This is a genomic window from Afipia sp. GW823-FHT06G09, from assembly GCF_058794875.1.
Genome location: NZ_JBXAHF010000004.1, coordinates 607901 through 633419, shown reverse-complemented (window position 1 = coordinate 633419; position 25519 = coordinate 607901). Strand labels below are relative to the sequence as shown.

The window sequence follows — 25519 nt, the reverse complement described above, 5'->3', positions numbered from 1 at the left end:
CCGCTTACGCTGCCTTGTCTTCGAACTGGGCGTAACCGGACTTCTCCAGTTCCAGCGCCAGTTCCTTGCCGCCGCTCTTGACCACGCGGCCCTTCGACATGACGTGGACGAAATCCGGCACGATGTAGTTCAGCAGACGCTGATAGTGGGTGATAACGACCATCGCGCGGTCCTTTGAGCGCAGCGCGTTGACGCCGTCAGCGGCGACACGCAGTGCGTCGATGTCGAGACCCGAATCCATCTCGTCGAGGATGCACAGGCTCGGCTGGAACAGCGCCATCTGCAGCACCTCGTTGCGCTTCTTCTCACCGCCGGAAAAGCCGACGTTGACGCCGCGCTTGAGCATATCGATCGGAACGTTGAGCGACTTGGCGATCTCGCGAACCTTTTTGAGAAATTCAGGCGCCATCAGCTCGGTCTCGCCGCGCGCCTTGCGCTGCGCATTGAGCGCCGTATGCAGGAAATTCATTGTGGTGACGCCGGGAATTTCCACCGGATACTGGAACGCGAGGAACACGCCCTTGGCGGCGCGCTCGTCGGGATCCATCTCAAGCAAATCTTCGCCCTTGAACAGGATTTCGCCAGCGGTCACGTCATAACCCGGCTTGCCGGCGATGACGTGGCTCAGCGTCGACTTGCCGGAGCCGTTCGGGCCCATGATGGCGTGAATTTCGCCCGGGTTCACGTTGAGGTCGAGACCGTGCAGAATCTCGTTATCTTCCACCTGAACCTTGAGGCCTTTGACTTCGAGTAACGCGGTCATCCAACACTTCCTTCCAGCGAGATCGAGATCAGCTTCTGCGCCTCGACCGCAAATTCCATCGGCAATTGCTGCAACACGTCCTTGACGAAGCCGTTGACGACCAGCGCCACCGCTTCTTCCTGGCTCAGTCCGCGCTGCACGCAATAGAACAGCATGTCTTCGGAAATCTTCGACGTCGTCGCCTCGTGCTCGAACAGCGCCGACGAGTTCTTGGCTTCGATATACGGCACGGTGTGCGCGCCGCACTTGTCGCCGATCAGCAGCGAATCGCACGCGGTGAAGTTGCGCGCGCCCGTCGCCTTGCGATGTGCGGTGACGAGGCCGCGATAGGTGTTCTGCGACACGCCGGCGGCGATGCCCTTCGAGATGATGCGGCTGGTCGTGTTCTTGCCCAGATGGATCATCTTGGTGCCGGAATCGACCTGCTGGTAGCCGTTCGAAATCGCGATCGAATAGAACTCGCCGCGCGAATTGTCGCCGCGCAGGATGCAGCTCGGATACTTCCAGGTGATCGCGGAGCCGGTTTCGACCTGCGTCCACGAAATCTTGGAGTTCTTGCCGCGGCAATCGCCACGCTTGGTGACGAAGTTGTAGATGCCGCCCTTGCCTTCCGAGTTGCCCGGATACCAGTTCTGCACCGTCGAGTATTTGATCTCGGCGTCGTCATGGGTGACGAGCTCTACCACGGCAGCATGCAACTGGTTCTCGTCGCGCTGCGGAGCGGTGCAGCCCTCGAGGTAAGAAACGTAAGCGCCCTTGTCGGCGATGATCAGCGTACGCTCGAACTGGCCGGTGTTGCGCTCGTTGATGCGGAAATAGGTCGACAGCTCCATCGGGCATTTCACGCCCGGCGGCACGTAAACGAACGAGCCGTCGGAGAATACGGCAGAGTTCAGCGTCGCAAAATAGTTGTCGGAGGTCGGCACCACAGTGCCGAGATACTTCTTCACCAGATCGGGGTGTTCGCGGATCGCTTCCGAGATCGGCATGAAGATCACACCGGCGGCCTTAAGTTCGGCCTGGAACGTCGTCGCGACAGACACCGAATCGAACACGGCATCGACGGCGACACGGCGCTCGCCTTCAGGGCGCACAACGCCGGCCAGCATCTCCTGCTCGCGCAGCGGAATACCGAGCTTTTCGTAGGTCTTCAGAATTTCCGGATCGACCTCGTCGAGCGAGGCCAGCGCCTTCTTCTTCGGCGCGGAATAGTAATAGAGATCTTGGTAGTCGATCTTTGGATAATCGACGCGTGCCCAGGTCGGTTCTTCCATCGTCAGCCAGCGTCGGAACGCCTCCAGACGCCACTCGAGCATCCACGCAGGTTCGTTCTTCTTGGCGGAGATGAATCGGACGGTGTCTTCGGAAAGCCCTTTCGGAGCCTTCTCGGATTCAATGATGGTCTCGAATCCATAACGATATTGGTCGACGTCGATCTGGCGAACCCGATCAACCGTCTCTTGTACGGCCGGCATTTCAATCCTCCGCTCGCGGTTTCAAGGACCGCGGTGGACCGCTTAAGTTGTATGTAGCTTGAACACACGCACTGCGCGAATGTTAGAACCGTTCAAGCCCGATTTCATGAGCTTTACCTAATACACCTGAGAGCTTTCTCCAAGCCTCTAGGCACCGATCTATGTCCGCTTCTGTGCTGTCCCAGCCCAGACTGAGGCGAATAGCTCCACGCAGAAGCGCCGGATCGACCTTCATCGCCTGGAGAACGTGCGAGGGCTGAACTTTCCCGGAGGAACAAGCCGACCCTGACGATACCGCGATGCCCTCGAGATCGAAACCAATGACCGCCGTTTCAGCTTTCAGTCCGGGGGCCGACACCAACGTGGTGTTCGGAAGCCGTGGCGCGGTATCCGAAAAGATCACGGTGTCCCGATGGTCCCTGAGGCCGCTTTCAAGGCGCGCCTGAAGGGCTTTCATGCGCGCCGCGTCAACGTCCATGGAACCGGCTGCGGCTCTCACGGCAGCTCCAAAGCCCCCTATTCCGGCGACATTCTCGGTTCCGGCCCGGCGGCCCTGCTCCTGTCCGCCGCCACGTACCAGCGCGTTCCATCCTTCCAGTCCGTCGGCGACGACAACCGCCCCGACGCCCTTGGGGCCGCCGATCTTGTGCGCAGAAACCGTGAGAATATCCGCGCCGAGCGCCTTGATATTGATTGGTATTTTTAGAAATGCCTGAACCGCATCGACATGCAGGATGCCCCCGGCCTCATGAACCAGCGCCGCGACCTGGGGAACCGGCTGGATCGCCCCGGTCTCGTTGTTCGCCAGCATGACCGAAACCAGAGCCGGCGGGCCATTCGCGAGCAAAGCTGCAAGACTCTCCAGGTCGATCACACCCGAGGGGAGTACCGGCGCACTCCCGATAGCGTTGGGTGCGAATCGTCCTCCCGCGAGTACCGACGGATGCTCGATGGCCGAGACAATCAGCCGCTGCACCGGTTCCCCACGGCCTCGGCGCAGCCCAGGCGTCAGCGCCAGCATGTTCGCCTCAGTGCCGCCGGACGTGAAGACAACATTCCGCAGATCCGCGCTGACGGCGGCAGCGACCGCTCCGCGCGCGTCCTCGATAAGCTTCCGGGCGGCACGGCCCTCGCTGTGCACGGACGACGGATTGCCGCTGACGTCTAATGCAGCCGTCATCGCCGCGCGGGCTTCCGTCCGCAGCGGCGTGGTGGCATTCCAGTCGAGATAGACGCGATCACGCATAACGTCTGACGATCCAGTCCGGTCCGAAGGGCGCTTTACCGCACAATCGCATGAAAATAATCAGCAATCCGGACCTCCTAGATAGTTCCTGCAGGCTCAATATGCTTGCTTTTTGCCCCTTGCCCCATGCTAGAACGCGGCAGCCGTTCATCGCGCGTACCGCGCGCCCTGACAACATTCGAGAGACATATCGTTGCTTAAGGCCAGCCGGCCCGCACAACGACGCTTCAAAGGAACTTTGATGCCTGAGGTCATTTTCACCGGCCCTGCCGGCCGTCTTGAAGGCCGCTACCACCCGGCGAAGCAGAAGAACGCGCCGATCGCCATGGTGCTGCATCCGCACCCGCAGTTCCAGGGCAATATGAACCACCCGATCGTGTATCAGGTTTATTACGCGTTCGTGGCGCGCGGCTTTTCGGTACTGCGTTTCAACTTTCGCGGCGTCGGCCGCAGCCAGGGACAATTCGATCACGGCACCGGCGAGTTGTCGGATGCCGCATCCGCGCTCGACTGGGCACAGACCATCAATCCCGAAGCGCGTGCCTGCTGGGTTGCCGGCTTCTCGTTCGGCGCCTGGATCGGCATGCAGCTTCTGATGCGCCGTCCCGAAGTCGAAGGCTTCATCTCGATCGCGCCGGAGCCCAATCGCTACGACTTCTCGTTCCTCGCGCCCTGCCCGTCGTCCGGGCTGATCGTCCATGGCGACAAGGACATCGTCGCTCCTGCGAAAGACGTCACGACGCTGGTCGAGAAGCTCAAGACGCAAAAGGGAATCGTGATCGATCAGCAGGTCATTCCCGGCGCCAACCATTTCTTCGTCGACAAGATGGAGCCGCTGATGGAGTCGGTGACGTCCTATCTCGACATGCGGCTCGCCAACGTCCGCTGAACATCCAGCCTCTCGATACAAAAATGGCGCGGACAGCATCCGCGCCATTTTCATTTACTGGACCTGCGCCTTTAAGCAGCAGCACGCCGGTCCAGTTGGGAAAGATACGACTTGTGCTTCTTCATGAAGGCTCGCAGCAACTGGGGATATTCGGCGCTCACGGCCCCGGCCACTGACGGACGCTCGCGCAGACTTTTGCGCCAGCGCGCAATCTTCGGCTTGTCGGCGAGAATACCGAAGTCGCCGATCTGATCGATCGTATCGAAATAGCGGAATACCGGGGCGAACACCGCATCGACCAGCGAGAACTGATCGCCATCGAACCACGGACCCGCGACAAGCCGCGCTTCAAGACGTGCGAACTTCTCGGTGGCCTGCTTCACCTTGACGTTGAACGCCGCCTCATCTGTGACCGTTTCCAGTCCCCAGATGTCGCCCAGCACCGCCGAGCCGAACTCCATCCACGCACGATGTTCGGCGCGGGTCAGCGCATCCTTCGGATGCAGCGGCTTGGGCTGGGTTTCCTCGAGATATTCGAGAATGACGGCGGATTCGAAAACCACCTTGTCGCCAACCTGAAGCACCGGCACCTTGCCGAGCGGCGAAATCTTCAGGAACCAGTCGGGCTTGTTGTCGAGATCGATATCGATCCGCTCGAACGGCACACCCTTCTCCGTCAGGGAGATCACCGCACGCTGGACGTAGGGGCAGAGCTTATGGCTGATAAGCTTGAGTTTCTCGGTCATGTCATTTTCCTCCACTCATGCGAGCATGGTGGCGGTCGGTCGCTTTCAACATCCGAGGTTGTCTGACGCATGTAGCGCCAAACGCCATCACGAATGATTTGAACTGCGAAAATAAGCTCGGCGACCAGCATCGCGATTCCCTTCCATGCACCTGCATCAAATTAAATGCGGGCGCATGAAATTGTCAAGGTCCATGCAAGTGCATGAAGTCACGGTTTCGCGAGAACACCACCCGTGAGAGGCACGGCCACTCCGGTCGTTCCCGGAAAGGTCAGCGGCAACCCTTTGAGACTGCGAACAGCCATGTAGGCGAAGGCCTGGGCCTCGATGGCATCTCCGGACCATCCGAGTTCGTGACCACGCGTGACAGCGGCGGGCGCCAGTCGCTCGTTCAGCGCCCGCATCAGGGTCGGATTGCTGGCGCCGCCGCCAACTACAATCCAGCCTGCGGGAACCTGAGGCAGCATCGGCGTGATCGCCGCGATCGAAGCCGCCGTGAAAGCGGTCAGGGTCGCCGCTCCGTCCTCCGTGCTCATACCGTCGACGGTCAGTGCGGCAAAGTCATTTCGATCGAGTGACTTCGGCGGCGGCGCAGTGAAGAACGGACGGCTTGATGCTTTTGCGATCCATGCACCATCGGGCCTCCCCTTGGCCGCAGTGCGCCCATCGCGGTCCACCGCTTCGCCTGTCCTGCGCAGCATGAAGTCGTCCAGCAGCGCATTGCCGGGGCCGGTGTCGCACGCGATCAATGTCTCGCCGTCAATGTAGGTGATGTTGGCAACGCCGCCGATGTTCACGACCACTGTCGGAGTTGAACGGCCAAGCATCCGTACCAAGGCGCTGTGATACACCGGCACCAGCGGCGCACCCTGCCCACCCGCAGCGACGTCAGCGGCACGAAGATCGAAAACGACCCGTATTCCGAGCATTTTCGCAAGCTCGTTGCCGTCGCCGATCTGCACGGTCAGTTTCTGTTCGGGACGGTGCAGAACTGTCTGCCCATGGAAACCAACGACATCGATGTCGCCGCGCGACAACTTGTTCGTTCGCAGGAAATCTTCCACCGCAGCGGCATGCGCGCGTGTCACCAATTGCTCGGCGTCAGCCAGCTTGCCGGGACGCGCGTTGCGTTGGGTAACAGAGACAGCGTCGGCGAGCGCCTGCCTCAGCAGATTCCGCTCGCCGTCGGCATAGGCGCGATAACCGGTCGGGCCGAATGCACCGATACGCTCACCGTCAGTCTCAATCAGCGCGACGTCGACCCCATCGAGGGACGTGCCGCTCATCAACCCGATCGCCTTCAGCAACGACTCACCTCCGGGCAGAAATGCCCTCATTTACGCGTATTTCCAGTCCAGGCGATGCAGACTTTGCCGAATACGCTTGGTTGAATCCAACACCGGACCTGATACACCACAGGCCCAAATAAACGCTAAATAGCTGAATCTTTAAAGAGTGCCGCCATGAGCGCCTACACGTCCGATTTCCTCAACGTCCTTCAGACCCGGGGCTTCATCCATCAGATCTCGGATGCCGCTGGTCTCGACGCGCTTGCCGCCAAGGGCGATGTGACGGCCTATATCGGATACGACTGCACGGCATCGTCCCTGCACGTCGGGCACCTGCTTTCGATCATGATGCTGCACTGGCTTCAGCAAACCGGCAACAAACCCATTGTCCTGATGGGTGGCGGTACCACACGCGTGGGCGACCCCTCCGGCCGCGACGAGACGCGCAAGCTTCTGACCTACGAGCAGATCGACGCCAACAAGGAAAGCATCAAGGGAACCTTTACGAAGCTTATCAAGTTCGGCGCGGGCAAAACCGATGCGGCGATGGCCGACAATGCGGAATGGCTGACGGCGCTCAACTACATCGAGATGCTTCGCGACGTTGGCCGGCATTTCTCCATCAATCGCATGCTGACCATGGACTCGGTGAGGATGCGGCTCGAGCGCGAGCAGGAATTGTCGTTCATCGAATTCAACTACATGATCCTGCAATCGTACGATTTCGTCGAACTGTCGCGGCGTTACGGCTGCAACCTGCAGATGGGCGGTTCCGACCAGTGGGGCAACATCGTCAACGGCATCGACCTCGGCCGCCGAATGGGCACGCATCAACTCTACGCACTGACCTGTCCGCTGCTGACAACATCATCGGGCGCCAAGATGGGGAAGACCGCCGCCGGAGCTGTCTGGCTCAATGGCGACCTTCTCAGCGACTACGACTACTGGCAGTTCTGGCGCAACACCGAGGATGGCGACGTCGAGCGCTTCCTGAAGCTGTTTACTCTCCTGCCGATGGATGAGATTGCGAAACTCGCAGCGCTCAAGGGCCAGGAAATCAACGAAGCCAAGAAAGTGCTCGCGACCGAAGCGACGGCGCTCATTCGCGGTCGCGAAGCGGCGGATGCTGCCTCCGAGACCGCGCGCAAGACCTTCGAGGAAGGCGCCATCGCCAGCGATCTGCCGACGCTGGAAATCTCGCGCGCCCAACTGGATGCCGGCGCGCCGGTGCTCGGGCTGTTCGTCAAGGCAGGCCTTGTGGCGTCCAACGGCGAAGCGCGGCGTCAGATCAAGGGCGGCGGCCTGCGTGTCAACGATGTCGCGATCGTCGATGAAAAGATGGTCCTGACACCGAAGGAGTTGACGCCGGAAGGCGTGATAAAGCTCTCGATGGGCCGCAAGAAGCATGTGCTGCTCAAGCCGGTCTAGGAATCCGGCGGGTGCCTAATCCTGGCGCTGCATCGTCATCATGGTTGCTGACATGGTGGCGATGAGTTTCTCACGTTCGTCGTCGCTGGCATAAGCATGGCCTTCCGAGACGACCAGCGTGCGCCCGGGTTTCACAACCTTGCCGACAAAGCGGAACGTTTGCCCTCTGGCGGGCGCCAGAAGGTTGATCTTGAACTCGACGGTGAGAATGTCCGCTGTTGCAGGCATGAGCGTATAGGACGCCAGCCCGCACGCAGTATCGAGCCCCGCAGAAACGATCCCGCCGTGCAGGAAACCGTTCTGCTGCGAGAATCTCATGTCATACGGCATCCGCAGCTCAAGGGTTCCCGGCCCGACCTTGAACAAGGTTATTCCAAGCGTGGTCAACGCCGGTTGACCTGCGAACGTCCTTCGGACACGCGCCTCAAAATCGGGATCCTGAACCTGAAATGCGGTCACTGCTGATGCGGCGTCGTAAAGTCGGTGGGAACACCCTGCCGGCCGGTGTTGAAATCGAAGATCTTGCGGAACACACCGGGGGCCATTGCCGAAATCGGATTGACCCGGAGAACCGGGGCTCCGGGCGTTCCTACAACTTCGTAGGTGATGCCAATCAGGCCTTCATTGCTGCCGCCGCCGAGAAACAGTCCGACGATGGGAATCTGCCCGAACATGTTGTTCAGGCCATAGAGCGGAACGAAGGTCCCACTCATCTTCACCTGATTGACCGGATAATCGATGAGACCTTCGATGGTCGCACCGATTGTCGGGCCGCGAAGCACGCCATCCTTGACCCGCAACTGACCGCTCTGACGGGTAAACTCGGCGCGCATGCCGGAGAACCCGACGCCCTGCGAATTCGCGCCCGGCGCGTTCGCGACCGCACGATCGAGCGCCGCTTCACCCTTGATCGTGAAGTCGCGGACGTTCAGCAATCCTTCCTGGGGTGACGTATCCGATGTCGGCGGATCGACCGCCACCCACATCTTGCCACCATTCATTTTTGCATAGGTGTCGGTGAAACGGAAAAACGCTCCTGCGTCGTTCGTCTCGAGATACATCACATCGCGCCCCTGCGCCCGCCCGCGCAGATCGCCGATCACGGGCGTATCGCGTCCCAGCTTGCCATTGAGCGAAAACGCTCTGATCGCTCCGCCGCGGCGCGTGAGCTTCAGGTCAATGCTGCGAACCGCCTCGCCATAGAATCCCGCGAGCGCGCCAAGCTTGGCATCGATATCGATGTCAAAATTCTTGGATTTTTCCTTGGCGTTCTGATCCCTGCCCGACATCGCGCTCTTGATGAAACCACGGCCATCGAACACTTCGCCGCGCATTGTCACCTTGAGCATTCCGTCCGGCTGGCGCTCGGCCTTCAGGCTTGCCTTGTCGCCCTCCGACGGAGCAAAGGTCGGGAAGGATGCATTGACGAGGTCGTTCTTCTCGTCGATTTCCAGCGAGCCCTTGATGGACGTGCCGTTGCCCTCGACGACGATATCCTCGAAGCGAGTGCCCTGAGGTTTCTGAACGACGTTGAAAGTCATCTTGGTGGTTTTGCCGGCGACCTTGGTCCAGCCCGGCAGCAGATTGTCGATCCGCGCCGCGGTCAGGTCCGCTTCGACGCCGAAGCGGTTGTCTCGATTGTCGCCCTCGCCGCCCGCAATCTTTCCGGTCAGCTTGATGGGAATGGCGCCGCTCAGGCTCTGTCCCAGATCGACGCCAAGGCGTGCACGCGCCGCATCGTCGAGCGTCGCCGAAACGCGCACATCGGCATCGCCTTCGTTGTTCTTGCGATAGTCGAGAGCCGCCGGCTGCCCGCCGATCTTGACGTCGCCTCTTACCCGATAACCCTGATTGTCTGCGACAACCTTGAGTGAGCTTGCTTCGAGCTTCTGGTTCATCGCAAGCTTGTCGACGGCCAGCGCGCCAAGGTCGAGATTGATCGAATAGGTGGTGTCAGCCTTGGTCAATGCGTTCTTCAAAGGCATCGCAAGCGTGACGATCGCGGACACCGTTCCCTTGCTCGAATTGGGATCGATGACCGTGTCGCCGACATCGCGCAACCGATCCGATTGCAGAATCTCGGCAGCTGCCGGAACCGGTCCATCAACGCGGAAGCGGACCTTGGTTGGTGCAGGCTTCGGCGCAAGATCCGGCACCTCGAATGTGAGATCGGAAATGTTCAACCGTCTTCCGGCCGGCGTATCGACCGCGCCCTGTCCGACATTGATGTTGACGGTGCGGCCGCTGACACGGCCCTTCATGTCGCCATCACGAACGAGCGGCAGATCGTCAACCGGGCGAATGGTGAGACCGGTCGCCAGAAAATTCACCGACAGGCCATCGTCCGGAATTGGCGGGCCACCGCGCACGAGCGTATGGACAGGCGCATTCACGGCAACATCGAGCCGCTGGACCGTCCCCCGATCCACCCGCTCCGTGATCCATTCACGCACTTCCGGCACGATCAGGACGGGCCAGATGCGCTTCAGCACGGCGACAGGCATCGGCGTCGCCGCCATGCCCAGCCTCAAACGCGCATCGCCGGAATAATCGAGGCTGCCCGATCCAGCGATGCCTATCTCGCCGTTGCTGATATCGCACTGGGTCAAGAGCACACGCCGGTTTTCAGTATCGAACCGTAGTCGGACGGCGATGCGGTTGAAGATCGAGGGCGCTTCTCCGTCGTTACCGGCAAGCAGAATGGTTCCGCCGCTCAAGCCTAGCTGCCAGTTCGGTATGCTGTCGTTGGGAGGCTCAAGATGCGCGAGCAACGTGATGCGATTGGCGCCCGAGTTCACATGAAATGGCGCGACCATGACGCGGCGCCCGGCATCCCATTCGACGCGCGCGTCTGCGTGGTCGATCATCATCGGATAGTCCGGTACGTTAAGATCGACGATCGTGCCTTTGCCGGCGACAATCTCGCCCCGGAAGTAGGTTGGGAGCCCGTCGCGGCCTATTTCGCCTTTGAACTCGCCGCTGAGCGGCATGTCCGCCGCATAGGTAAAGTCCTTCAGCCGGGCGGCGAGCAGCAGATTGTTGGTCGGGACCTTGTTTGCGCTAATATCGATCGAGCGCACACCGTTCGACGGCGCACCCACGGCCACTTTCAGTTCCCAGCCGTTCTTGCCTTCTTCCCCGACGCTGAAAGCAGCGCCACCGCCGAGCGGTCGCCGCAGGCTGAGGCTGATGTTCTTGAAATTGAGAACGCCTCCATTGCGCTGATCCTCGACGGTCAGCACACCATTGCGCAGTCCGATTTCGTTGAGGCTCTGACCGTCAAGCCCTTTGGCGCTGAGACTGTCCAGCCACTCAAGCGCGGCGAGCAGCCCCCCTGTACCATTCGAAGCAGCGGCCGATGTGGCCGGAACCGTGGACGGCGCGGGCGATGCCTGGAATGGTAGCGGCGGCGGGGCGGAAACGGCTTGAGGCTCGGGCTTAACGGGGACCTTGCCGGTCGCGAGCGGACTGTTGCTTTGACCGGTTGAAACAATCACGCGTCCGTCAGGTGTGATCCTGACGGCAAGCTCGGCTCCAACAAGACGAAGCGTCTCGGCGCGCAAACGCCCCATCAGCAGCGCCGTACCGGACAGTCTCACTTCGGCTTTTGGAGCGCTCGCAACGATATTGCTTGCCCGATCCCGCACAACGATGTCGCGCAGCCGGACTGCAATCCTGATCCGTCCGGCACGCTCGATCTGCGTGCCTCCAACTTCCACGGTGTGGTCGCGGCCGATATTCTCCTCGATCGCCGCTGCCAGCCACGGCGTGACGATATCAAGATTGACCGGACCGGCGCCAAGCCGCAGCCACAACGCTCCAAAGCCCGCGGCGAATATGAGGCCGAGCGACATCAGGACGACGGCAGTGCGTCCGATCCACACCCTGCCTGCGATCCTGCGGCGCAGTCCGCGAAACCAGTCCGTAACGCGATGAATTCCGATGCTTGGCCGATTGAGGAGCTTGATCGCCCGATCACACGCCGCATCGTCATGGTGATTCCATCCGGAATCGTCCCAATGCCGGTGCTCGTCTGCAGCCTTCGCGAAGGCTTTCTTGGGCTCTGATCTCGGCATTGCCTCTCGGTGTCGATAGTCAGCCTGGTCGAGCCGCCGGGCGTCAAAGCGTCAAATTGGAGACTCGCTCCGTCGATGTGCTGCCAGACTAAAAGCCCGGTCTTAGTTTTCTGTATCGTCCGCTATTCGGCCGCCGCCGTGGAAAGTCGTTAATTCTGTACTGGTTATTCACCATACCTCGGGGACGTCAGATTTGCCCAGCCGAAGAAGGCGGCTTTAATGATCCGATTGCGAGTCTCGCGAATCCCAAAATACCCCGCTGAAAGCGACGAAAGGAAGGCGTATGTCCAAGAAAACGCGTAAGAAATCGTCCAAATCGACATCAGGGCCCAAGGGCGGAAAAGCCAAGACCGCCAAGCGGGCCCCCTCCAGAAAGGGGGGTGCAGCCGCCACCCGGAAAGTAGCAAAGAAAGCCAAGGCGAAAACCGGGGCGGCACGACGCCCCGCGACAAAAAAGACCTCAGCCGCTGCCTCCAAGCGTTCCCGCCCGAAGCGGGCGCCTGCGAGGAAGACCGCAGCTCCCGTCGTCCGCAATGCAGGGGCCCTCGCCGAGGGGCAGCTGGCGCCGGCGTTTTCGCTGCCGCGCGACGGCGGAGGGTCCGTATCGCTCGCGGACTACAGCGGGCGCAAACTGGTGATTTTCTTCTATCCCCGCGCCGACACGCCGGGATGTACCCTTGAGGCTATTGCCTTCAGCCGGCTCGCCGATGCCTTCGCCGAAACACGGACTGCCGTTCTTGGCGTTTCGGCCGACCCGATCGCCGCACAGGAGAAGTTTCGCGACAAGCATGAACTGACAGTTCCGCTGGTGTCGGATGAAAAACTCGGAATGCTAACGGCCTATGGCGTCTGGGGCGAAAAATCGATGTATGGCAAGACGTTCATGGGGATTTCTCGGACAACGGTTCTGATTGATGGCGATAGCCGGATCGTCAAAATCTGGCGCAATGTGAAAGTCGATGGCCATGCCGACGAGGTCCTCGCGGCGGCGCGCCTCGCCTAGCAATCCCATTCCGTTTCCCGAAAATTAACCATGAACGGTTCAAATCGGTGCCTGTAATTGAGCCGTCCGGAGCAGTTTTCGGTCGGTGCGGGAGTACCGATGTCGAGCCGTTCCGCCCACTATTCCGAGCCGCAACACCACCACGGGCATGATCATGCAAGGGCGCCTCAGCGGCGTCCGGCGCATGGTCATCACCGACCCGACCGCAATGGCTACACCATTGTCCATCACGGCAAGGCCGTGCGGTTCGGACCAGTCGTGTTCTGGATCGTGGCCGGATCCATCGTCATCATGGGCGCGTGGTCGGCGGCGACGGCCACCTATTTTGCCTTCCGCGATGACGTTCTGACCCGCCTGATCGCCCGCCAGGCGGAGATGCAGTACGCCTACGAGGACCGCATTGCGGAGCTGCGTGCGCGCGTCGATCGCACCACCAGCCGTCAGCTGCTCGATCAGGAACAGTACGACCAGAAGCTCAACCAGATCATGCGGCGGCAGGCGTTGCTGGAGCAGCGTGCCGCAGCGCTCAATGCAATGCCGGATACCGCCCCTACCGGTTCGATCAAGCCGGCGGCGCGCGGACCGCAGTCGACCGACGCCGGCTCGACCACAGGAATGCCCAAACCGTCGCCGATCAACGATACGGTGATCTTCGTTACACCGCCCGACCGCGAAGCGCGGCTTGAATCCCGAACGCCACCGGCTGCCCGCCCGCGCACCGAATTTGCCAAGGCTAGCGGTGTCGACAACGTCCTGTCGAACCTGCAGACCGCACTCGACAAGGTCGAAGGACGGCAGACCGCGACCCTGAACTCCGTCGAGGAAGGTTATGAATCGCGGATGCGCCGGATGCGCAGCGTGATTACAGATCTCGGTCTCGATATGGCGCAGCTCGAGGCTGCAACTCCCAAGGGTGGAATGGGCGGACCGTTCATACCGGTGAAACCGCCGTCAACCGCCGAGGCATTTGAACGCCAGCTTTACCGCATCAACCTGACGCGTGCGCAGGTCGATAAACTCACCCGTACCCTGTCGCTTGTGCCTTATCGCAAGCCGGTTGTCGGCAATGTCGAATTCTCATCCGGATTCGGCGTGCGCAGTGATCCCTTCCTCGGTCGCCCCGCGATGCACAGCGGACTGGACTTTCGCGCTTCCACCGGTGATCCGGTTCGCGCCACTGCGAACGGCAAGGTTGTCAATGCGGGATGGAGCGGCGGTTATGGCCGCATGGTGGAGATAGATCACGGCAACGGCCTGTCGACGCGTTACGGACATCTGTCGGCTATCAACGTCAAGGTTGGCGAGCGTATCGCAATCGGCCAGGTGATTGGCGAGGTTGGCTCCACGGGGCGATCCACCGGCCCTCACCTGCATTATGAAACACGGATCGACGGCGATGCGGTGGACCCGCAGAAGTTTCTCCGTGCCGGTGTCCGCCTCAGTCAGGGATAGATCGGGCTCGATTTATCCTGACCGGCCGAACACACGGAAAACGCGCCCATCGATCACCAGCAAAGCGCTTGCGATAACAAGTGCGCCGACAATTTCGCGGGCTTCAATTCTTTCGTCGAGGAAGAAGTAACCGAGCAGGATTGCGCTGATCGGAACGAGAAGCGTCACAAGCATCACATTGCTGGCGCCCGAACGCTCGATAATCTGAAAGAAGAGAATAAACGCGAGCGCGGTAGAGAGCGACGCCAGTCCAAGAACCGCCAGCCATGTGGTCAGTCCCGGCATCTGTAACTGCCATGGCCGATCGAAGATGCTCGCCAGAACGAGCATCATCAAGGCCCCTGAAAGCAATTGAAAGGTCGCGGCTCCGATGGGCGGAGCACCGCCCAGTTTGCGCCTCGCCCACAGGGCGGAGAAACCGAAACAGGTCGTAGCACCAAGGCAGAGCGCGATGCCGATGCTCTGCCGCGAACTGATGTCGAATTCATATCCTTTCAGGATAGCAACGCCGCACAGACCGAGCAGCACTCCGGCAACACGCCGCAGGATCAGCCTCTCCTCGCCGAACGCCGCCGCTACCAGAACGGTGAAAACCGGAGTGGTGGCATTCACCACCGCCGCCATGCCACTTGGGATGTAGGTTTGGCCCATCACAAGCAGAGAAAACGGCATGACATTGTTGATCAGCGCCATCACCGCGTAAGGCCACCATCCCGCTATGCCCGCCGGAAACGGGATGCGGTTGGCCCAGAGCACGGGCAGAAGGATCAGGGTCGCGACCGACAGACGAATGAAAACCAGCGTGAGCGGCGGCAATTCCTTCAAAGCCACGCCGGTAAAGAAGAACGTGCCGCCCCAGAGAACCGACAGAAAGATCAGCCGCGACCAGTCGCGCTCATCCATCCGCAGGTCGGTTTCGGGAAGTCTTTCCTGGACCACAGCCATGGCAAAGCCATACGCAGAGGCCCGGGGCTAAACCACCCGTTTCGCGACAACCCGGTTCTGCGTTTAATCCACGTCCTCGATGGCGCCCGGCGTAGTGCCGAAGGCCTTCTGGGCCAGCGTCGCCGCCATGAAGTCATCGAGATCGCCGTCGAGCACGCCGGACGTGTCGGAGGTCTGCACACCGGTGCGCAGATCCTTCACCATCTGATACGGCTGCAGCACGTACGATCGGATCTGGTGGCCCCAGCCGATATCGGTCTTGGCAGCCTGATCGGCGGCGGCCTTCTCTTCGCGCTTCTTCAGTTCGATTTCATAAAGCCGCGCGCGCAGCATGTCCCAGGCTTGCGCCCTGTTCTTGTGTTGCGAACGGCCGGCCTGACAAACCACGGCAACGCCGGTCGGAATATGTGTCAGCCGCACCGCGGATTCGGTTTTGTTGACGTGCTGGCCGCCAGCGCCGCCCGAACGCATCGTATCGGTGCGCACGTCCGATTCCTTGATATCGATCTTGATGCTGTCATCGACCACCGGGAAAATGGCAACGCTTGAGAACGACGTGTGCCGCCGCGCATTGGAATCGAACGGCGATATCCGCACCAGCCGATGCACGCCTGCCTCGGTCTTTAGCCAGCCATAGGCATTGTGGCCGCTGATCTGGATTGTCGCGGATTTGATACCGGCTTCTTCGCCTTCGGTCTCTTCAAGGTATTCGACCTTGAACCCATGCTTCTCCGCCCAGCGCGTGTACATACGCAGCAGCATCGAGGCCCAGTCCTGGCTCTCGGTGCCGCCGGCGCCGGCGTGGACTTCGAGGTACGTATTGAATCTGTCGGCTTCACCGGACAACAGCGCTTCCAGCTCCTGCTTCGCGACGTCCTTTTTCAAAGCCTTGAGCGCGTTCTCGGCTTCCAGGACGACGCTCTCGTCCTTCTCGGACTCACCAAGCTCGATCATGCCGGTTTGGTCTTCGAGCTCCCGCTCGATCTTGCCGATGCCGGTGAGCTGATTCTCGAGCGAGGTCCGCTCCTGCATCAGCTTCTGGGCTTTCTGCGGATCGTTCCAGAGATTGGGATCTTCGGCGAGAGCGTTCAGTTCGGCGAGGCGAGCCGTGGCAGCATCAACGTCAAAGATGCCTCCTCAGCAGCCCGACTGACTGCTTGATCTCTTCAACAAGGCGTTCGATTTCAGGACGCATGACAATTCCAGCTTGCGGAAAGACCGCGATTCAAAGGACGTGAGGGATGTAACGGCTGACGGTGAGCAGCGCAACTTTATCAGGTTGCGTTAGTACAGGCCGCCGGTCCCCGGCCGGAAGATGGCCCGGTCTGCATCCGGCGAAACGCCGGGTGAGCGCCCGTCTGCGTCGGCCACGCCGATAACCGAGTAGTTGTCGGGCGGCGCTGTTCCGGGCTTGAAGGCTTCGAGGATGGTCCGGCCGCTGTCACCCGGCCCGGCGCGCATGCCGCTCTTGGCATCGACGCGGATCAGCTTGATACCGGCAGGCACGCGGAAGGGCACAGCAGGCTTGTCGGCAAGCGCCAGCTTCATGAAGTCTTTGACGACCGGCGCTGCAAGATGTCCGCCGGTGCCGCCTCGGCCGAGATTTCGCGGCTTGTCGTAGCCGATGTAGACGCCGACCACGAGATCGGGCGAGAAGCCGATGAACCAGGCATCCTTCTCGTCGTTGGTCGTGCCGGTCTTGCCGGCGATCGGCTTGCCCACTTCACGCAGGACGGTCGCGGTGCCGCTTTGCACGACGCCTTCCATCATCGACGTGATCTGATAGGCGGTCATGGAATCCAGAACCTGCTCACGGCGGTCGACCAGCGAAGGCTCTGGCTGGTTTTTCCAGCCCTCGCCGGCATCGCAGCCGCGACACTCACGCTGATCGTGCTTGAAGATGGTGTGACCATAACGATCCTGAATGCGATCGATCAGCGTCGGCTTCACGCGCTTGCCGCCGTTGGCAAACATCGAATAGGCGGTGACCATGCGCATCACCGTCGTTTCGCCTGCGCCAAGCGCGTAGGACAGATAGTTCGGCAACTCGTCATAGATGCCGAAGCGCTTGGCGTACTCGCCGATCAGCGGCATGCCGACGTCCTGCGCGAGACGCACCGTCACCGTGTTCAGCGACCGGATCAGCGCGTTCCTCAACGTGGTCGGCCCGTAGTACTTGCCGGTGGAGTAGTTTTCCGGACGCCAGACACCCGCGCCCTGCCCTTGATCGATTTCGATCGGTGCGTCCACAACGACGGTCGACGGCGTGTAGCCGTTGTCCATCGCGGTCGAATACACGATCGGCTTGAAGGACGAGCCCGGCTGGCGATACGCCTGCGTCGCGCGGTTGAACTGGCTCTGGTCGAACGAGAAGCCGCCGACCATGGCCACGACGCGGCCGGTCCACGGATCCATCGCAACCATCGCGCCGGAAACTTCAGGCACCTGACGCAGCCGGTACTGCCCTTCGACCTTGTTGCCGTCCTTGTCGAGGAGTGGATCGACATAGATCACGTCGCCGGGTGCAATTACCTGCGTCACCGCGGTCGGCGTCTTGAAGCGTGTCGGACCAGCCGCTGCCTTTGCCCACCTGACGCCGTCCAGCGAGATCAATCCGGTTTCGCGAGTCTTGGAGACCGCGCCGCCAAGCTCACGGCCGGGTTGAAAGCCGATACGGGCCGATTGGTCGCTGGTCTCAAGCACCACGGCCATCCGCCACGGCGAAATATCGGAGAGCGATTTGACCTCGGCCAGTTTCACGCCCCAGTCGCCGACGAGATCGATCTTGTGCGGTGCGCCGCGCCAGCCCTGAGCCTCGTCGAACTTGACGAGCCCGGCGACCATTGCCTTGCGCGCCATCATCTGAAGTTTGGGATCGAGCGATGTACGGACAGAGAGGCCGCCTTCATAGAGCTTCTTCTCGCCGTACCGCTCGAAGATGTCGCGGCGGACTTCTTCAGCGAAATACTCGCCCGCGAAAATATGCGCTGCGTTGGAACGCGATGTCACCACCAGCGGCTCCTTGCGGGCGGCAACGGCATCGGCCTGCTTGATCCAGCCGTTTTCGGCCAACCGGTCGATCACGTAATTGCGGCGCTCGATGGCGCGATCGCGGTTACGTACAGGATGCAGGCTCGAGGGCGCCTTCGGCAACGCTGCCAGATAGGCAGCTTCCGCGATGGTGAGTTCGTTGACCGACTTGTCGAAATAGACAAGCGATGCAGCCGCAATGCCGTAGGCGCTGAGGCCGAGATAGATTTCGTTCAGATACAGCTCGAGGATCTTGTCCTTGGTGTAGGTGCGCTCGATGCGCATCGCCAGCAAGGCTTCCTTGATCTTGCGGTTGAACGAGACTTCGTTGGTCAGAAGGAAGTTCTTCGCGACCTGCTGTGTGATGGTGGACGCACCCTGCGGGCGGCGGTTGGAACCGTAATTCTGTGCGTAGAGAACCGCCGCGCGGGCCATGCCGGTGAAGTCGATGCCGCCGTGCTCATAGAAATTCTTGTCCTCTGCCGCGAGGAACGCATTGATCACGGGTTTCGGAATCGCCTGGATCGGCAGATAAAGCCGGCGCTCCTTGGAGTATTCGCCGAGCAGCGAACCGTCTGCCGCGTGAACACGCGTCATCACCGCAGGTTCGTAGTCCTGCAACTGCGAATAATCCGGCAGGTCCTTCGAAAAGTGCCAGATCGCTCCAGCGACTGCGGCGACGCCGACAAGGAACACGATCGTTCCAGCCGCAAACAGAAAGCCCATGAACCGCAGTAGCAAGCGCATCGTCAGTATCCGTCTTTAAACATCTGGCGCGATCACCCGAGGCACACGACCGGGCTTCCAAACCGAACTATACCATCCGCTATCCGTGCGTGGATCGATTCTGGTCTCTTCCTGGCCCGATTTTCTATAGAGCCGCCGCTGTGGCCAAACTAGGGCCTCGGCAGCAATTACCCTGCGAATTCAATCTGAACGGGCTTAATTGGAAGGACCCGTGGAAACCACGCGCTTTCCGAAGAATGCGTCAACGGCTTGGGCGACGGAACCGACAGTGCGGGACCGCCAGCTTTCGGAGACCAGATGCTGGAGATCATCCTTGTTGGAGACGTAGCCGAGTTCGACCAGCACAGACGGAACGTCGTGCGCCTTCAGGACCTTGAACCCCGCTGATTTCAGCGGGTGCTTGTGCATGCGGGCGACGCTCTTCATCTCGTTTACGAGGGTACGGGCGAAGCGATTTGAAAACGTTCGAGTCTCTCGCTGGGTCAATTCGATCAGGATATCGGCCACTTCCGCCGGCTCCTCGGTCAAGTTGATGCCCGCGATGGCGTCCGCTTTGTTCTCGGCCTCGGCAAGTTTCTCGGCCTCCGCATCGGAGGCGCGCTCCGACAGCGTATAGACGGTCGCGCCCTGGGCATCGCCCTCCCGCTTGGGCAAGGCATCGGCGTGAATGGAAACAAATAACGCCGCCGTATTGGCGCGGGCGATCTTCACCCGTTCCCCGAGAGGAACGAAGGTGTCGTCGTCACGCGTCATCACGACCCGAAACTTGCCGCCCTTCTCGATCCGATCCCGCAGCGCCTTGGCGAAATCCAGCACCAGCATCTTTTCGCTTTCGCCGGTAGCTGCCTGTGTGCCGTTGTCGACGCCGCCATGGCCGGGGTCGATCACGATGACCGGACGGGAATCGGTGACCTTTGCGGCCTTGGTCGTACCTGTCGTTTCAACCGCGGCCCCACTGGCGTCGGCGACGATCGCTGGCCGCAGTTGCACCTTGTCCTCGCCCGGCGACGATGCCTTGAACGCCGATCGTTCCACCGCAGCCAGTTCGACCACGAGACGCGCAGGCTGCCCGTTCGCCGGATCGATGACGTAGGTCTTTTCAATCCTGGCTGGACCGGTCAGGTCGAAAACCACCCGCGATCCCCCCGGCATCACAAGGCCGTAGCGAAAAGCGCGGATCAAACCCCGCCCTTCCTTTCCCACACCGGCGGGGAGATTGAAGGTGACCTGCGGAATATCGACGACGACACGATACGGATCACCGAGCACAAACGCCCGGGCATCAACCTTGCGGTCGAGGTCGAGAATAAAACGGGTCTGCTTGTCGTCGCCCGCCACGCGCACGTCGGAGGCGATTGGAAAGGCGGCCGCAACCGCTGGCTGCGGCGGCTGAGATTCGACTGCGATCGCCTCGGGAATCGGCAGGCACAGGAATGCTGCGGCGCACACCTGCGCAACCACCCGAAATGCGCGATAATTCATGTGGCTCGTCAACGAATCCGCAGCCTCCGGACACCTCATACCGCAATAGAACCGCGCAGTTAACGGCTCCTTACCGAGCGGGAGACGATTACCCGAGTGTGTTGCAGCGCTGTGACGCTTCCCTTGCCAGAAACGACCATTCGACGTATGTAGGAGAGGCTGACGGTTTAAACTTGCGGTTGTGTCGCGTTCAGCTTCCCGGTGCAGCGCCAGTTCCTCGTATTCAATCAGAGGTTCCAGCGTACCTTCCGACCCTCCACAGCCAGCGCAGCGCGCGGCTGATACGGAACGGCGGTTACCAGCCCGAGCGGCTACTTTCATAACCGGCGACCGTTGCCGCAAGGCAGCGGACCATCGAGAGCCAGCGCGCGCACCTTGCGCCGCGTTTGGCACTGCCAGCAGCAAAACCGCTGGCAACGTCGGCGGCAGGATACGGCGGCGCCTTTGCCGCCACATTGAATTAGACGGGCCGACGCTTGATGCGCCAGACTCTATTGCCGAACGGGATCAGTCAGAAGATCCCATCGACGCCAGCATCGATACGACGCGAATCTTTTCCGCGTCGCGTTTCGCTGACGTTGCGATCGGCACGGTGCCTCGGGCGGCGTTTTGGCCTTCCCCTCACCCCCGAATCAGGTGGACCGTTACGTGACCCGGCTACGCGCCATGCGCTGGCCGCCGAACGCACCGTTCGCCGTCAAGAGCTCAAAAATGCCCAACAAAATGTTGATCGATGCGACCCATCCGGAAGAGACCCGGGTGGTCGTGGTCCGCGGCAATCGCGTCGAGGAATTTGATTTCGAGTCTGCCCAGCGCAAGCAGCTGCGCGGCAACATCTATCTCGCCAAGGTCACGCGCGTCGAACCGTCGCTGCAAGCCGCGTTCATCGAGTACGGCGGTAATCGCCACGGCTTTCTGGCCTTCAGCGAAATCCATCCCGACTATTATCAGATCCCGGTGGCAGACCGTCAGGCGCTGATCGAGGCCGATGAACGCGCGCACCGCGAAGCCGAAGAAGAATCGGAAAACCGTTCCAGCCGCCGGCGCTCCCGCCATCGCAACTCCCGGCGCCGCGACCGTGGCGAGCGCGTGCAGAGCGAGATCATCGAGGGCGCAAGCCCCGAGATCGACACGCAGCCGCACGCGGATGCCTCGCAGGTCGGCGATCATGCACCGGATCACGGTCACGATGACATGCATCACGATCATGACCACCAGCATGATGGCGTACATCACGCCGAACACGATCATCAGCATGGTGAGGCTCATGACGTTGCGGCCCTCCCGGCCGGAAACGAGAGTCACGACGAGCATCATGCCGACGCCGCGCCAGTCGCCGCATCGCAGGAACTTCCGGCTCAGGAATCGTCCGCGCCGGTCGCCGCTCAAGACGACCATACCCATGACGATTATTCCCACGATCACGCGCACGATGATCATGAGCACGACGATCATCAGCACGAGCACCATGCCCACGATGAGGCCCATGAGGCGCCTATCGCTCCTCACGACGACGACGAACACCACGCAGACGATGCGGATGGCGACGACGACGAAGACGGTGAGGACGCCGAAGAGGAAGTCGTCGAGTCGGTCGGCGGCGACGACGTGCTGGAAGAAGTGCCGGAACGTGCATTCCGCCCGCGCCGCCAGTACAAGATTCAGGAAGTCATCAAGCGCCGCCAGGTGATGCTGGTTCAGGTCGTGAAGGAAGAGCGTGGCAACAAGGGCGCCGCGCTGACCACCTATCTCTCGCTTGCCGGCCGCTATGCCGTGCTGATGCCCAACACCGCACGCGGCGGCGGTATCAGCCGCAAGATCACCTCGGCTCAGGATCGTTCGCGCCTGAAGGACGTGGTCCAGGATCTCGATGTGCCGGAAGGCATGGGGATCATACTGCGCACCGCCGGCGCGTCCCGCACCAAGCCGGAGATCAAGCGCGACTTCGAATACCTGATCCGGATGTGGGAAACCGTCCGCGACACCACATTAAAGTCGCAGGCTCCTACCCTCGTTTACGAGGAAGGCTCGCTGATCAAGCGCTCGCTACGCGACCTCTACAACAAGGAAATCGACGAAGTCCTTGTTGCCGGCGAGTCCGGCTTCACCGAGGCCCGCGACTTCATGAAGATGCTGATGCCGAGCAACGTTCGCGCGGTGAAACAGTATCGCGACGGCCAGCCGCTGTTCTCACGCATGGGCGTCGAGAGCCAGCTCGATGCGATGTTCTCTCCGACGGTGACGCTACGTTCCGGTGGATACATCGTCATCAATCAGACCGAAGCGCTGGTCTCCATCGACGTGAACTCCGGCCGCTCAACCCGCGAGCACCATATCGAGGATACCGCCCTCAAGACCAATCTCGAAGCCGCCGAGGAAGTTGCACGCCAGTTGCGTCTGCGCGATCTGGCGGGTCTCATCGTGATCGACTTCATCGACATGGATGAGAAGCGCAACAACCGCGCGGTCGAGCGCAAGCTGAGCGACTGCCTGCGGCAGGATCGCGCCCGCATCCAGGTCGGGCGCATCTCGCATTTCGGCCTGCTCGAGATGTCGCGCCAGCGCATCCGCGCCAGCGTGCTGGAAAGCTCCACCGAGCCCTGCCCGCATTGCGGCGGAACCGGTCATGTCCGCTCGGTCTCGTCCGTTGCGCTGCAATTGCTGCGCGGCCTCGAAGAAACCCTGATGAAGGGACCGACCCACAATCTGACGGTGCGCACGCGCACCGACGTTGCGCTCTATGTGCTCAACCACAAGCGCGGTCACCTGCGCGATCTCGAAAGCAGCTTCAAGGTCACGCTGGCGGTCATCGCCGATGCGACGATCAGCGGGCAGCAGTCTTACGTGATCGATCGCGGCGAAGCCGTTCATACGCTTGAAGCCGCCAAGGCTATCCTTGCAGCGCAGCTCGCCGCATCCCCGGCCCCGGTCGAGGACACCTACGATTACGAGGATGACGAAACCTTCGAAGCCGAGGCCGAGTTTGAAGGTGATGATGAGGACAGCGCAGAAGCGCAATCCGCCGACGCAGCTCCTGCCGCCGAAGGCGAAGAAGGTCCGCGCCGTAAGCGCCGCCGCCGCAGGCGTGGCCGTGGTGGAGAAGCGCGCGATGGCGCACAGGCCGCCGACCGCGGCGATGCGACCAACATCGCGTCGCAGGATGACGCCATCGGCGAAGCCAGCGACGGCGACGAAGGCGACGACGAGCAGGACGATCAGAACGGAGAACCGCGCGCCGAGCAGAACGCGAATGGCGAACGCCGCCCGCGCCGCCGCGGACGCCGCGGTGGACGCCGTCGGCGTGGTGGCAATGACCTGAGCGGTGCAGAAGGTGCTCAGCCGGGCGAAGGACAGGTATCGACGATTGCCGACGACCTGGGACCGCTGCCAGAATCCGAATCTGCCGAAGCTGTGGCCGATCTGTCCGCACCAGCAGAGCCGGTCCGCGAGGAGCATCCCGCACCAGTTCCGGCTCCGCAGCCTGAACCGGTAGCGCAGTACAACGCGCCGCCGGAAGAAACCGAGGCAGCTCCACGCAAGCGCTCGACCGTCCGCGAGAAAGTCAGCTTCTTCTTCGGTGAAACGCCGAAGGAGCCGGAGCCCGCTCCTGTTCAAACGCCGACATCGGCACCTTCGACTGAACCGGCGCCATCTCAACCGCAACCCGAGACCGCCCAGCCGCGCCGCGCGGGCTGGTGGTCGCGCCGCGGCGAGTAACGGCCGAATACAGGATATGAATAAACCGCCCGCTTCACAGCGGGCGGTTTTGCGTTTGGGCCCGTTGAAACCGGCCTATCAGCCCCTGGCGAGCCAGCGCGTGATGCGTGTCACGGCTTCACTGATCTCCTGCGTCGAGCGCGAATAGGAAAAACGCACAAAGGACTTTCCGTGGAACGGGTCGAAATCAACGCCCGGGGTTGCCGCGACATGCGCCTGCTGCAGCATGGTCTTGGCAAACTCGAAGCTGTCGGCGTTGAACTTCGAAACGTCGGCATAAAGATAAAACGCCCCGTCTACCGGCAAAAATTCGGTCAGCCCGACTTTCGGCAGCCCTTCAATCAGGATTCGCCGGTTCTCCTCATAACCGTGCTTGATAATATCCATTTCCGCGCAACCATCGAACGCGGCTTCAGCCGCGATCTGCGACAGCGTCGGTACGGATATCGACAGGTTCTGCTGCAACGTCTCGACCGAACGCACCAGCACTTCCGGCACAACGATCCAGCCCACGCGCCAACCGGTCATGCAGAAGTACTTCGAGAACGAATTGATGATGATCGCCTCGGACGAAAGCTCGGCGGCCGTCACCGCCGGAAACGCGTAGTCGAGCCCGTGATAGATCTCATCCGAGATGAAGCGGATGCCTGCGCTGTCCGCTGCGGCGATCAGGTCCGCCATGGCCTCACGCGTCATCATGGTGCCGGTCGGGTTTGCGGGACTGGCGACCAGCACACCCTTCAGCGGTGTCTTGCGGTGGGCCTCCAGCAACATCTCTCCGGTGAGAGCGTGCCGTGTGGCATTGGTCGTTTCGATCAGAACGGGCTCACATCCGAGGGCACGCAAAATGTGCCGATACGGCGGATAGCCGGGAGACGTGATGGCAACACGATCGCCGGGCTCGAACGCCGACAAAAACGCGAGCACAAAGGCTCCCGAAGAACCCGTGGTGATGACGATGCGCCCGGGATCGACGTCCTGCTTGTAGGTTTCGCGGTAGTGGCGTGCGATTCGCTGACGCAGCGAGGAGATGCCGACAGCGGCGGTATAATCGATCTTCCCGACATCCAGGGCTGCGCGCGCAGCCGCGATCGCGGTCTGCGGCGCGGGAGCCGCAGGCTGGCCAACCTCCATATGGATCACGTGGCCGCCTTGGGCCTCGATCCTGGCGGCGGCCGCCATCACATCCATCACCATGAACGGCGGAACATTGCCGCGGCTGGAGGGTGTC

General features: G+C 61.2%; 17 protein-coding genes. 5 read left to right on the top strand and 12 right to left on the bottom strand.

Annotation, left to right across the window (positions count from 1 at the left end):
- Window positions 1–4 precede the first annotated feature (4 nt).
- The 3 genes from sufC to AC1Q67_RS19865 all read right to left on the bottom strand — a co-directional run bounded on the left by sufC (window position 5) and on the right by AC1Q67_RS19865 (window position 3484).
- Window positions 5–763 carry a Fe-S cluster assembly ATPase SufC gene (gene sufC, locus AC1Q67_RS19875; RefSeq protein WP_492236654.1) on the bottom strand — a complete coding sequence of 253 codons (759 nt, stop codon included), beginning with the start codon at window positions 761–763 and terminating at the stop codon, window positions 5–7.
- The gene (sufB, locus tag AC1Q67_RS19870) at window positions 760–2238 is read right to left on the bottom strand and encodes a Fe-S cluster assembly protein SufB (protein ID WP_492236655.1); all 1479 of its coding nucleotides are present in this window, start codon (window positions 2236–2238) and stop codon (window positions 760–762) included. Before sufB ends, sufC begins: the two co-directional genes overlap by 4 nt.
- Window positions 2239–2320: 82 nt before the next feature.
- Entirely contained in the window at window positions 2321–3484 is a 1164-nt protein-coding gene (locus tag AC1Q67_RS19865) for a cysteine desulfurase family protein (RefSeq protein WP_492236656.1), read from the bottom strand.
- Window positions 3485–3725: 241 nt separating this feature from the next.
- Between AC1Q67_RS19865 and AC1Q67_RS19860 the strand changes: the two genes are divergently transcribed.
- Window positions 3726–4373: an alpha/beta hydrolase gene (locus AC1Q67_RS19860; RefSeq protein WP_006020406.1), complete on the top strand. Its 648-nt coding sequence runs from the start codon at window positions 3726–3728 to the stop codon at window positions 4371–4373.
- A 71-nt stretch (window positions 4374–4444) separates the two neighbouring features.
- On the opposite strand, the gene AC1Q67_RS19855 is transcribed toward AC1Q67_RS19860, so the two are convergent.
- Together AC1Q67_RS19855 and AC1Q67_RS19850 are read right to left on the bottom strand one after the other, a co-directional pair.
- Window positions 4445–5119, bottom strand: coding sequence for a glutathione S-transferase family protein (locus AC1Q67_RS19855; protein WP_492236657.1), 675 nt, complete (start codon window positions 5117–5119; stop codon window positions 4445–4447).
- 209 nt (window positions 5120–5328) lie between these two features.
- The gene (locus tag AC1Q67_RS19850) at window positions 5329–6426 is read right to left on the bottom strand and encodes an anhydro-N-acetylmuramic acid kinase (RefSeq protein ID WP_492237153.1); all 1098 of its coding nucleotides are present in this window, start codon (window positions 6424–6426) and stop codon (window positions 5329–5331) included.
- 156 nt (window positions 6427–6582) lie between these two features.
- Here AC1Q67_RS19850 and tyrS point away from each other — a divergent pair, with 156 nt between their 5' ends.
- Window positions 6583–7836 (top strand): tyrosine--tRNA ligase, encoded by a 1254-nt coding sequence (gene tyrS / locus AC1Q67_RS19845; protein WP_492236658.1) that lies wholly within the window; start codon window positions 6583–6585, stop codon window positions 7834–7836.
- Window positions 7837–7851: 15 nt separating this feature from the next.
- Here tyrS and AC1Q67_RS19840 read toward each other — a convergent pair whose 3' ends face one another.
- Both AC1Q67_RS19840 and AC1Q67_RS19835 read right to left on the bottom strand, forming a co-directional pair.
- Entirely contained in the window at window positions 7852–8295 is a 444-nt protein-coding gene (locus tag AC1Q67_RS19840; protein WP_492236659.1) for a PaaI family thioesterase, read from the bottom strand.
- Window positions 8292–11912 (bottom strand): YhdP family protein, encoded by a 3621-nt coding sequence (locus AC1Q67_RS19835; RefSeq protein WP_492236660.1) that lies wholly within the window; start codon window positions 11910–11912, stop codon window positions 8292–8294. The genes AC1Q67_RS19840 and AC1Q67_RS19835 overlap by 4 nt, the downstream gene beginning before the upstream one ends.
- Window positions 11913–12195: 283 nt before the next feature.
- Between AC1Q67_RS19835 and AC1Q67_RS19830 the strand changes: the two genes are divergently transcribed.
- Window positions 12196–12915: a peroxiredoxin gene (locus AC1Q67_RS19830; protein ID WP_492236661.1), complete on the top strand. Its 720-nt coding sequence runs from the start codon at window positions 12196–12198 to the stop codon at window positions 12913–12915.
- Between the two features lie 99 nt (window positions 12916–13014).
- On the top strand, window positions 13015–14367 hold the full coding sequence (locus tag AC1Q67_RS19825; RefSeq protein ID WP_492236662.1) for a peptidoglycan DD-metalloendopeptidase family protein: 1353 nt from the start codon (window positions 13015–13017) through the stop codon (window positions 14365–14367).
- 12 nt (window positions 14368–14379) lie between these two features.
- On the opposite strand, the gene AC1Q67_RS19820 is transcribed toward AC1Q67_RS19825, so the two are convergent.
- The 4 genes from AC1Q67_RS19820 to AC1Q67_RS19805 form a co-directional block, all read right to left on the bottom strand.
- Window positions 14380–15312 (bottom strand): DMT family transporter, encoded by a 933-nt coding sequence (locus AC1Q67_RS19820; RefSeq protein WP_492236663.1) that lies wholly within the window; start codon window positions 15310–15312, stop codon window positions 14380–14382.
- 63 nt (window positions 15313–15375) lie between these two features.
- Window positions 15376–16507 (bottom strand): peptide chain release factor 2 gene (gene prfB / locus AC1Q67_RS19815; protein ID WP_152527601.1). Its coding sequence is split into 2 segments (ribosomal slippage): window positions 15376–16437 and window positions 16439–16507, totalling 1131 coding nucleotides; the frame shifts between segments, so codons are not numbered across the junction.
- Window positions 16508–16596: 89 nt separating this feature from the next.
- Window positions 16597–19089, bottom strand: coding sequence for a penicillin-binding protein 1A (locus AC1Q67_RS19810; protein WP_492236664.1), 2493 nt, complete (start codon window positions 19087–19089; stop codon window positions 16597–16599).
- A gap of 195 nt (window positions 19090–19284) precedes the next feature.
- A complete protein-coding gene (locus tag AC1Q67_RS19805) occupies window positions 19285–20571 on the bottom strand; it encodes an N-acetylmuramoyl-L-alanine amidase (protein WP_492236665.1) in 1287 nt (428 codons plus the stop codon).
- A gap of 711 nt (window positions 20572–21282) precedes the next feature.
- On the opposite strand from AC1Q67_RS19805, the gene AC1Q67_RS19800 reads away from it, so the two are divergent.
- Window positions 21283–24288 carry an Rne/Rng family ribonuclease gene (locus AC1Q67_RS19800; RefSeq protein ID WP_492236666.1) on the top strand — a complete coding sequence of 1002 codons (3006 nt, stop codon included), beginning with the start codon at window positions 21283–21285 and terminating at the stop codon, window positions 24286–24288.
- Window positions 24289–24366: 78 nt separating this feature from the next.
- Here the strand turns inward: AC1Q67_RS19800 and AC1Q67_RS19795 are convergent, their stop codons facing one another.
- Window positions 24367–25485, bottom strand: coding sequence for a pyridoxal phosphate-dependent aminotransferase (locus AC1Q67_RS19795; protein ID WP_492237154.1), 1119 nt, complete (start codon window positions 25483–25485; stop codon window positions 24367–24369).
- Between the last annotated feature and the right edge of the window lie 34 nt (window positions 25486–25519).

Bases quoted from the DNA above. Each gene is read 5' to 3' on its own strand.
- AC1Q67_RS19855 (WP_492236657.1), bottom strand. From the start codon at position 5,119: ATGACCGAGAAACTCAAGCTTATCAGCCATAAGCTCTGCCCCTACGTC.
- AC1Q67_RS19820 (WP_492236663.1), bottom strand. From the start codon at position 15,312: ATGGCTGTGGTCCAGGAAAGACTTCCCGAAACCGACCTGCGGATGGAT.
- AC1Q67_RS19825 (WP_492236662.1), top strand. From the start codon at position 13,015: ATGTCGAGCCGTTCCGCCCACTATTCCGAGCCGCAACACCACCACGGG.
- AC1Q67_RS19830 (WP_492236661.1), top strand. From the start codon at position 12,196: ATGTCCAAGAAAACGCGTAAGAAATCGTCCAAATCGACATCAGGGCCC.
- AC1Q67_RS19860 (WP_006020406.1), top strand. From the start codon at position 3,726: ATGCCTGAGGTCATTTTCACCGGCCCTGCCGGCCGTCTTGAAGGCCGC.
- AC1Q67_RS19835 (WP_492236660.1), bottom strand. From the start codon at position 11,912: ATGCCGAGATCAGAGCCCAAGAAAGCCTTCGCGAAGGCTGCAGACGAG.
- sufB (WP_492236655.1), bottom strand. From the start codon at position 2,238: ATGCCGGCCGTACAAGAGACGGTTGATCGGGTTCGCCAGATCGACGTC.
- AC1Q67_RS19795 (WP_492237154.1), bottom strand. From the start codon at position 25,485: ATGGTGATGGATGTGATGGCGGCCGCCGCCAGGATCGAGGCCCAAGGC.
- sufC (WP_492236654.1), bottom strand. From the start codon at position 763: ATGACCGCGTTACTCGAAGTCAAAGGCCTCAAGGTTCAGGTGGAAGAT.
- AC1Q67_RS19865 (WP_492236656.1), bottom strand. From the start codon at position 3,484: ATGCGTGATCGCGTCTATCTCGACTGGAATGCCACCACGCCGCTGCGG.
- tyrS (WP_492236658.1), top strand. From the start codon at position 6,583: ATGAGCGCCTACACGTCCGATTTCCTCAACGTCCTTCAGACCCGGGGC.
- AC1Q67_RS19805 (WP_492236665.1), bottom strand. From the start codon at position 20,571: ATGAATTATCGCGCATTTCGGGTGGTTGCGCAGGTGTGCGCCGCAGCA.
- AC1Q67_RS19800 (WP_492236666.1), top strand. From the start codon at position 21,283: ATGCCCAACAAAATGTTGATCGATGCGACCCATCCGGAAGAGACCCGG.
- AC1Q67_RS19810 (WP_492236664.1), bottom strand. From the start codon at position 19,089: ATGCGCTTGCTACTGCGGTTCATGGGCTTTCTGTTTGCGGCTGGAACG.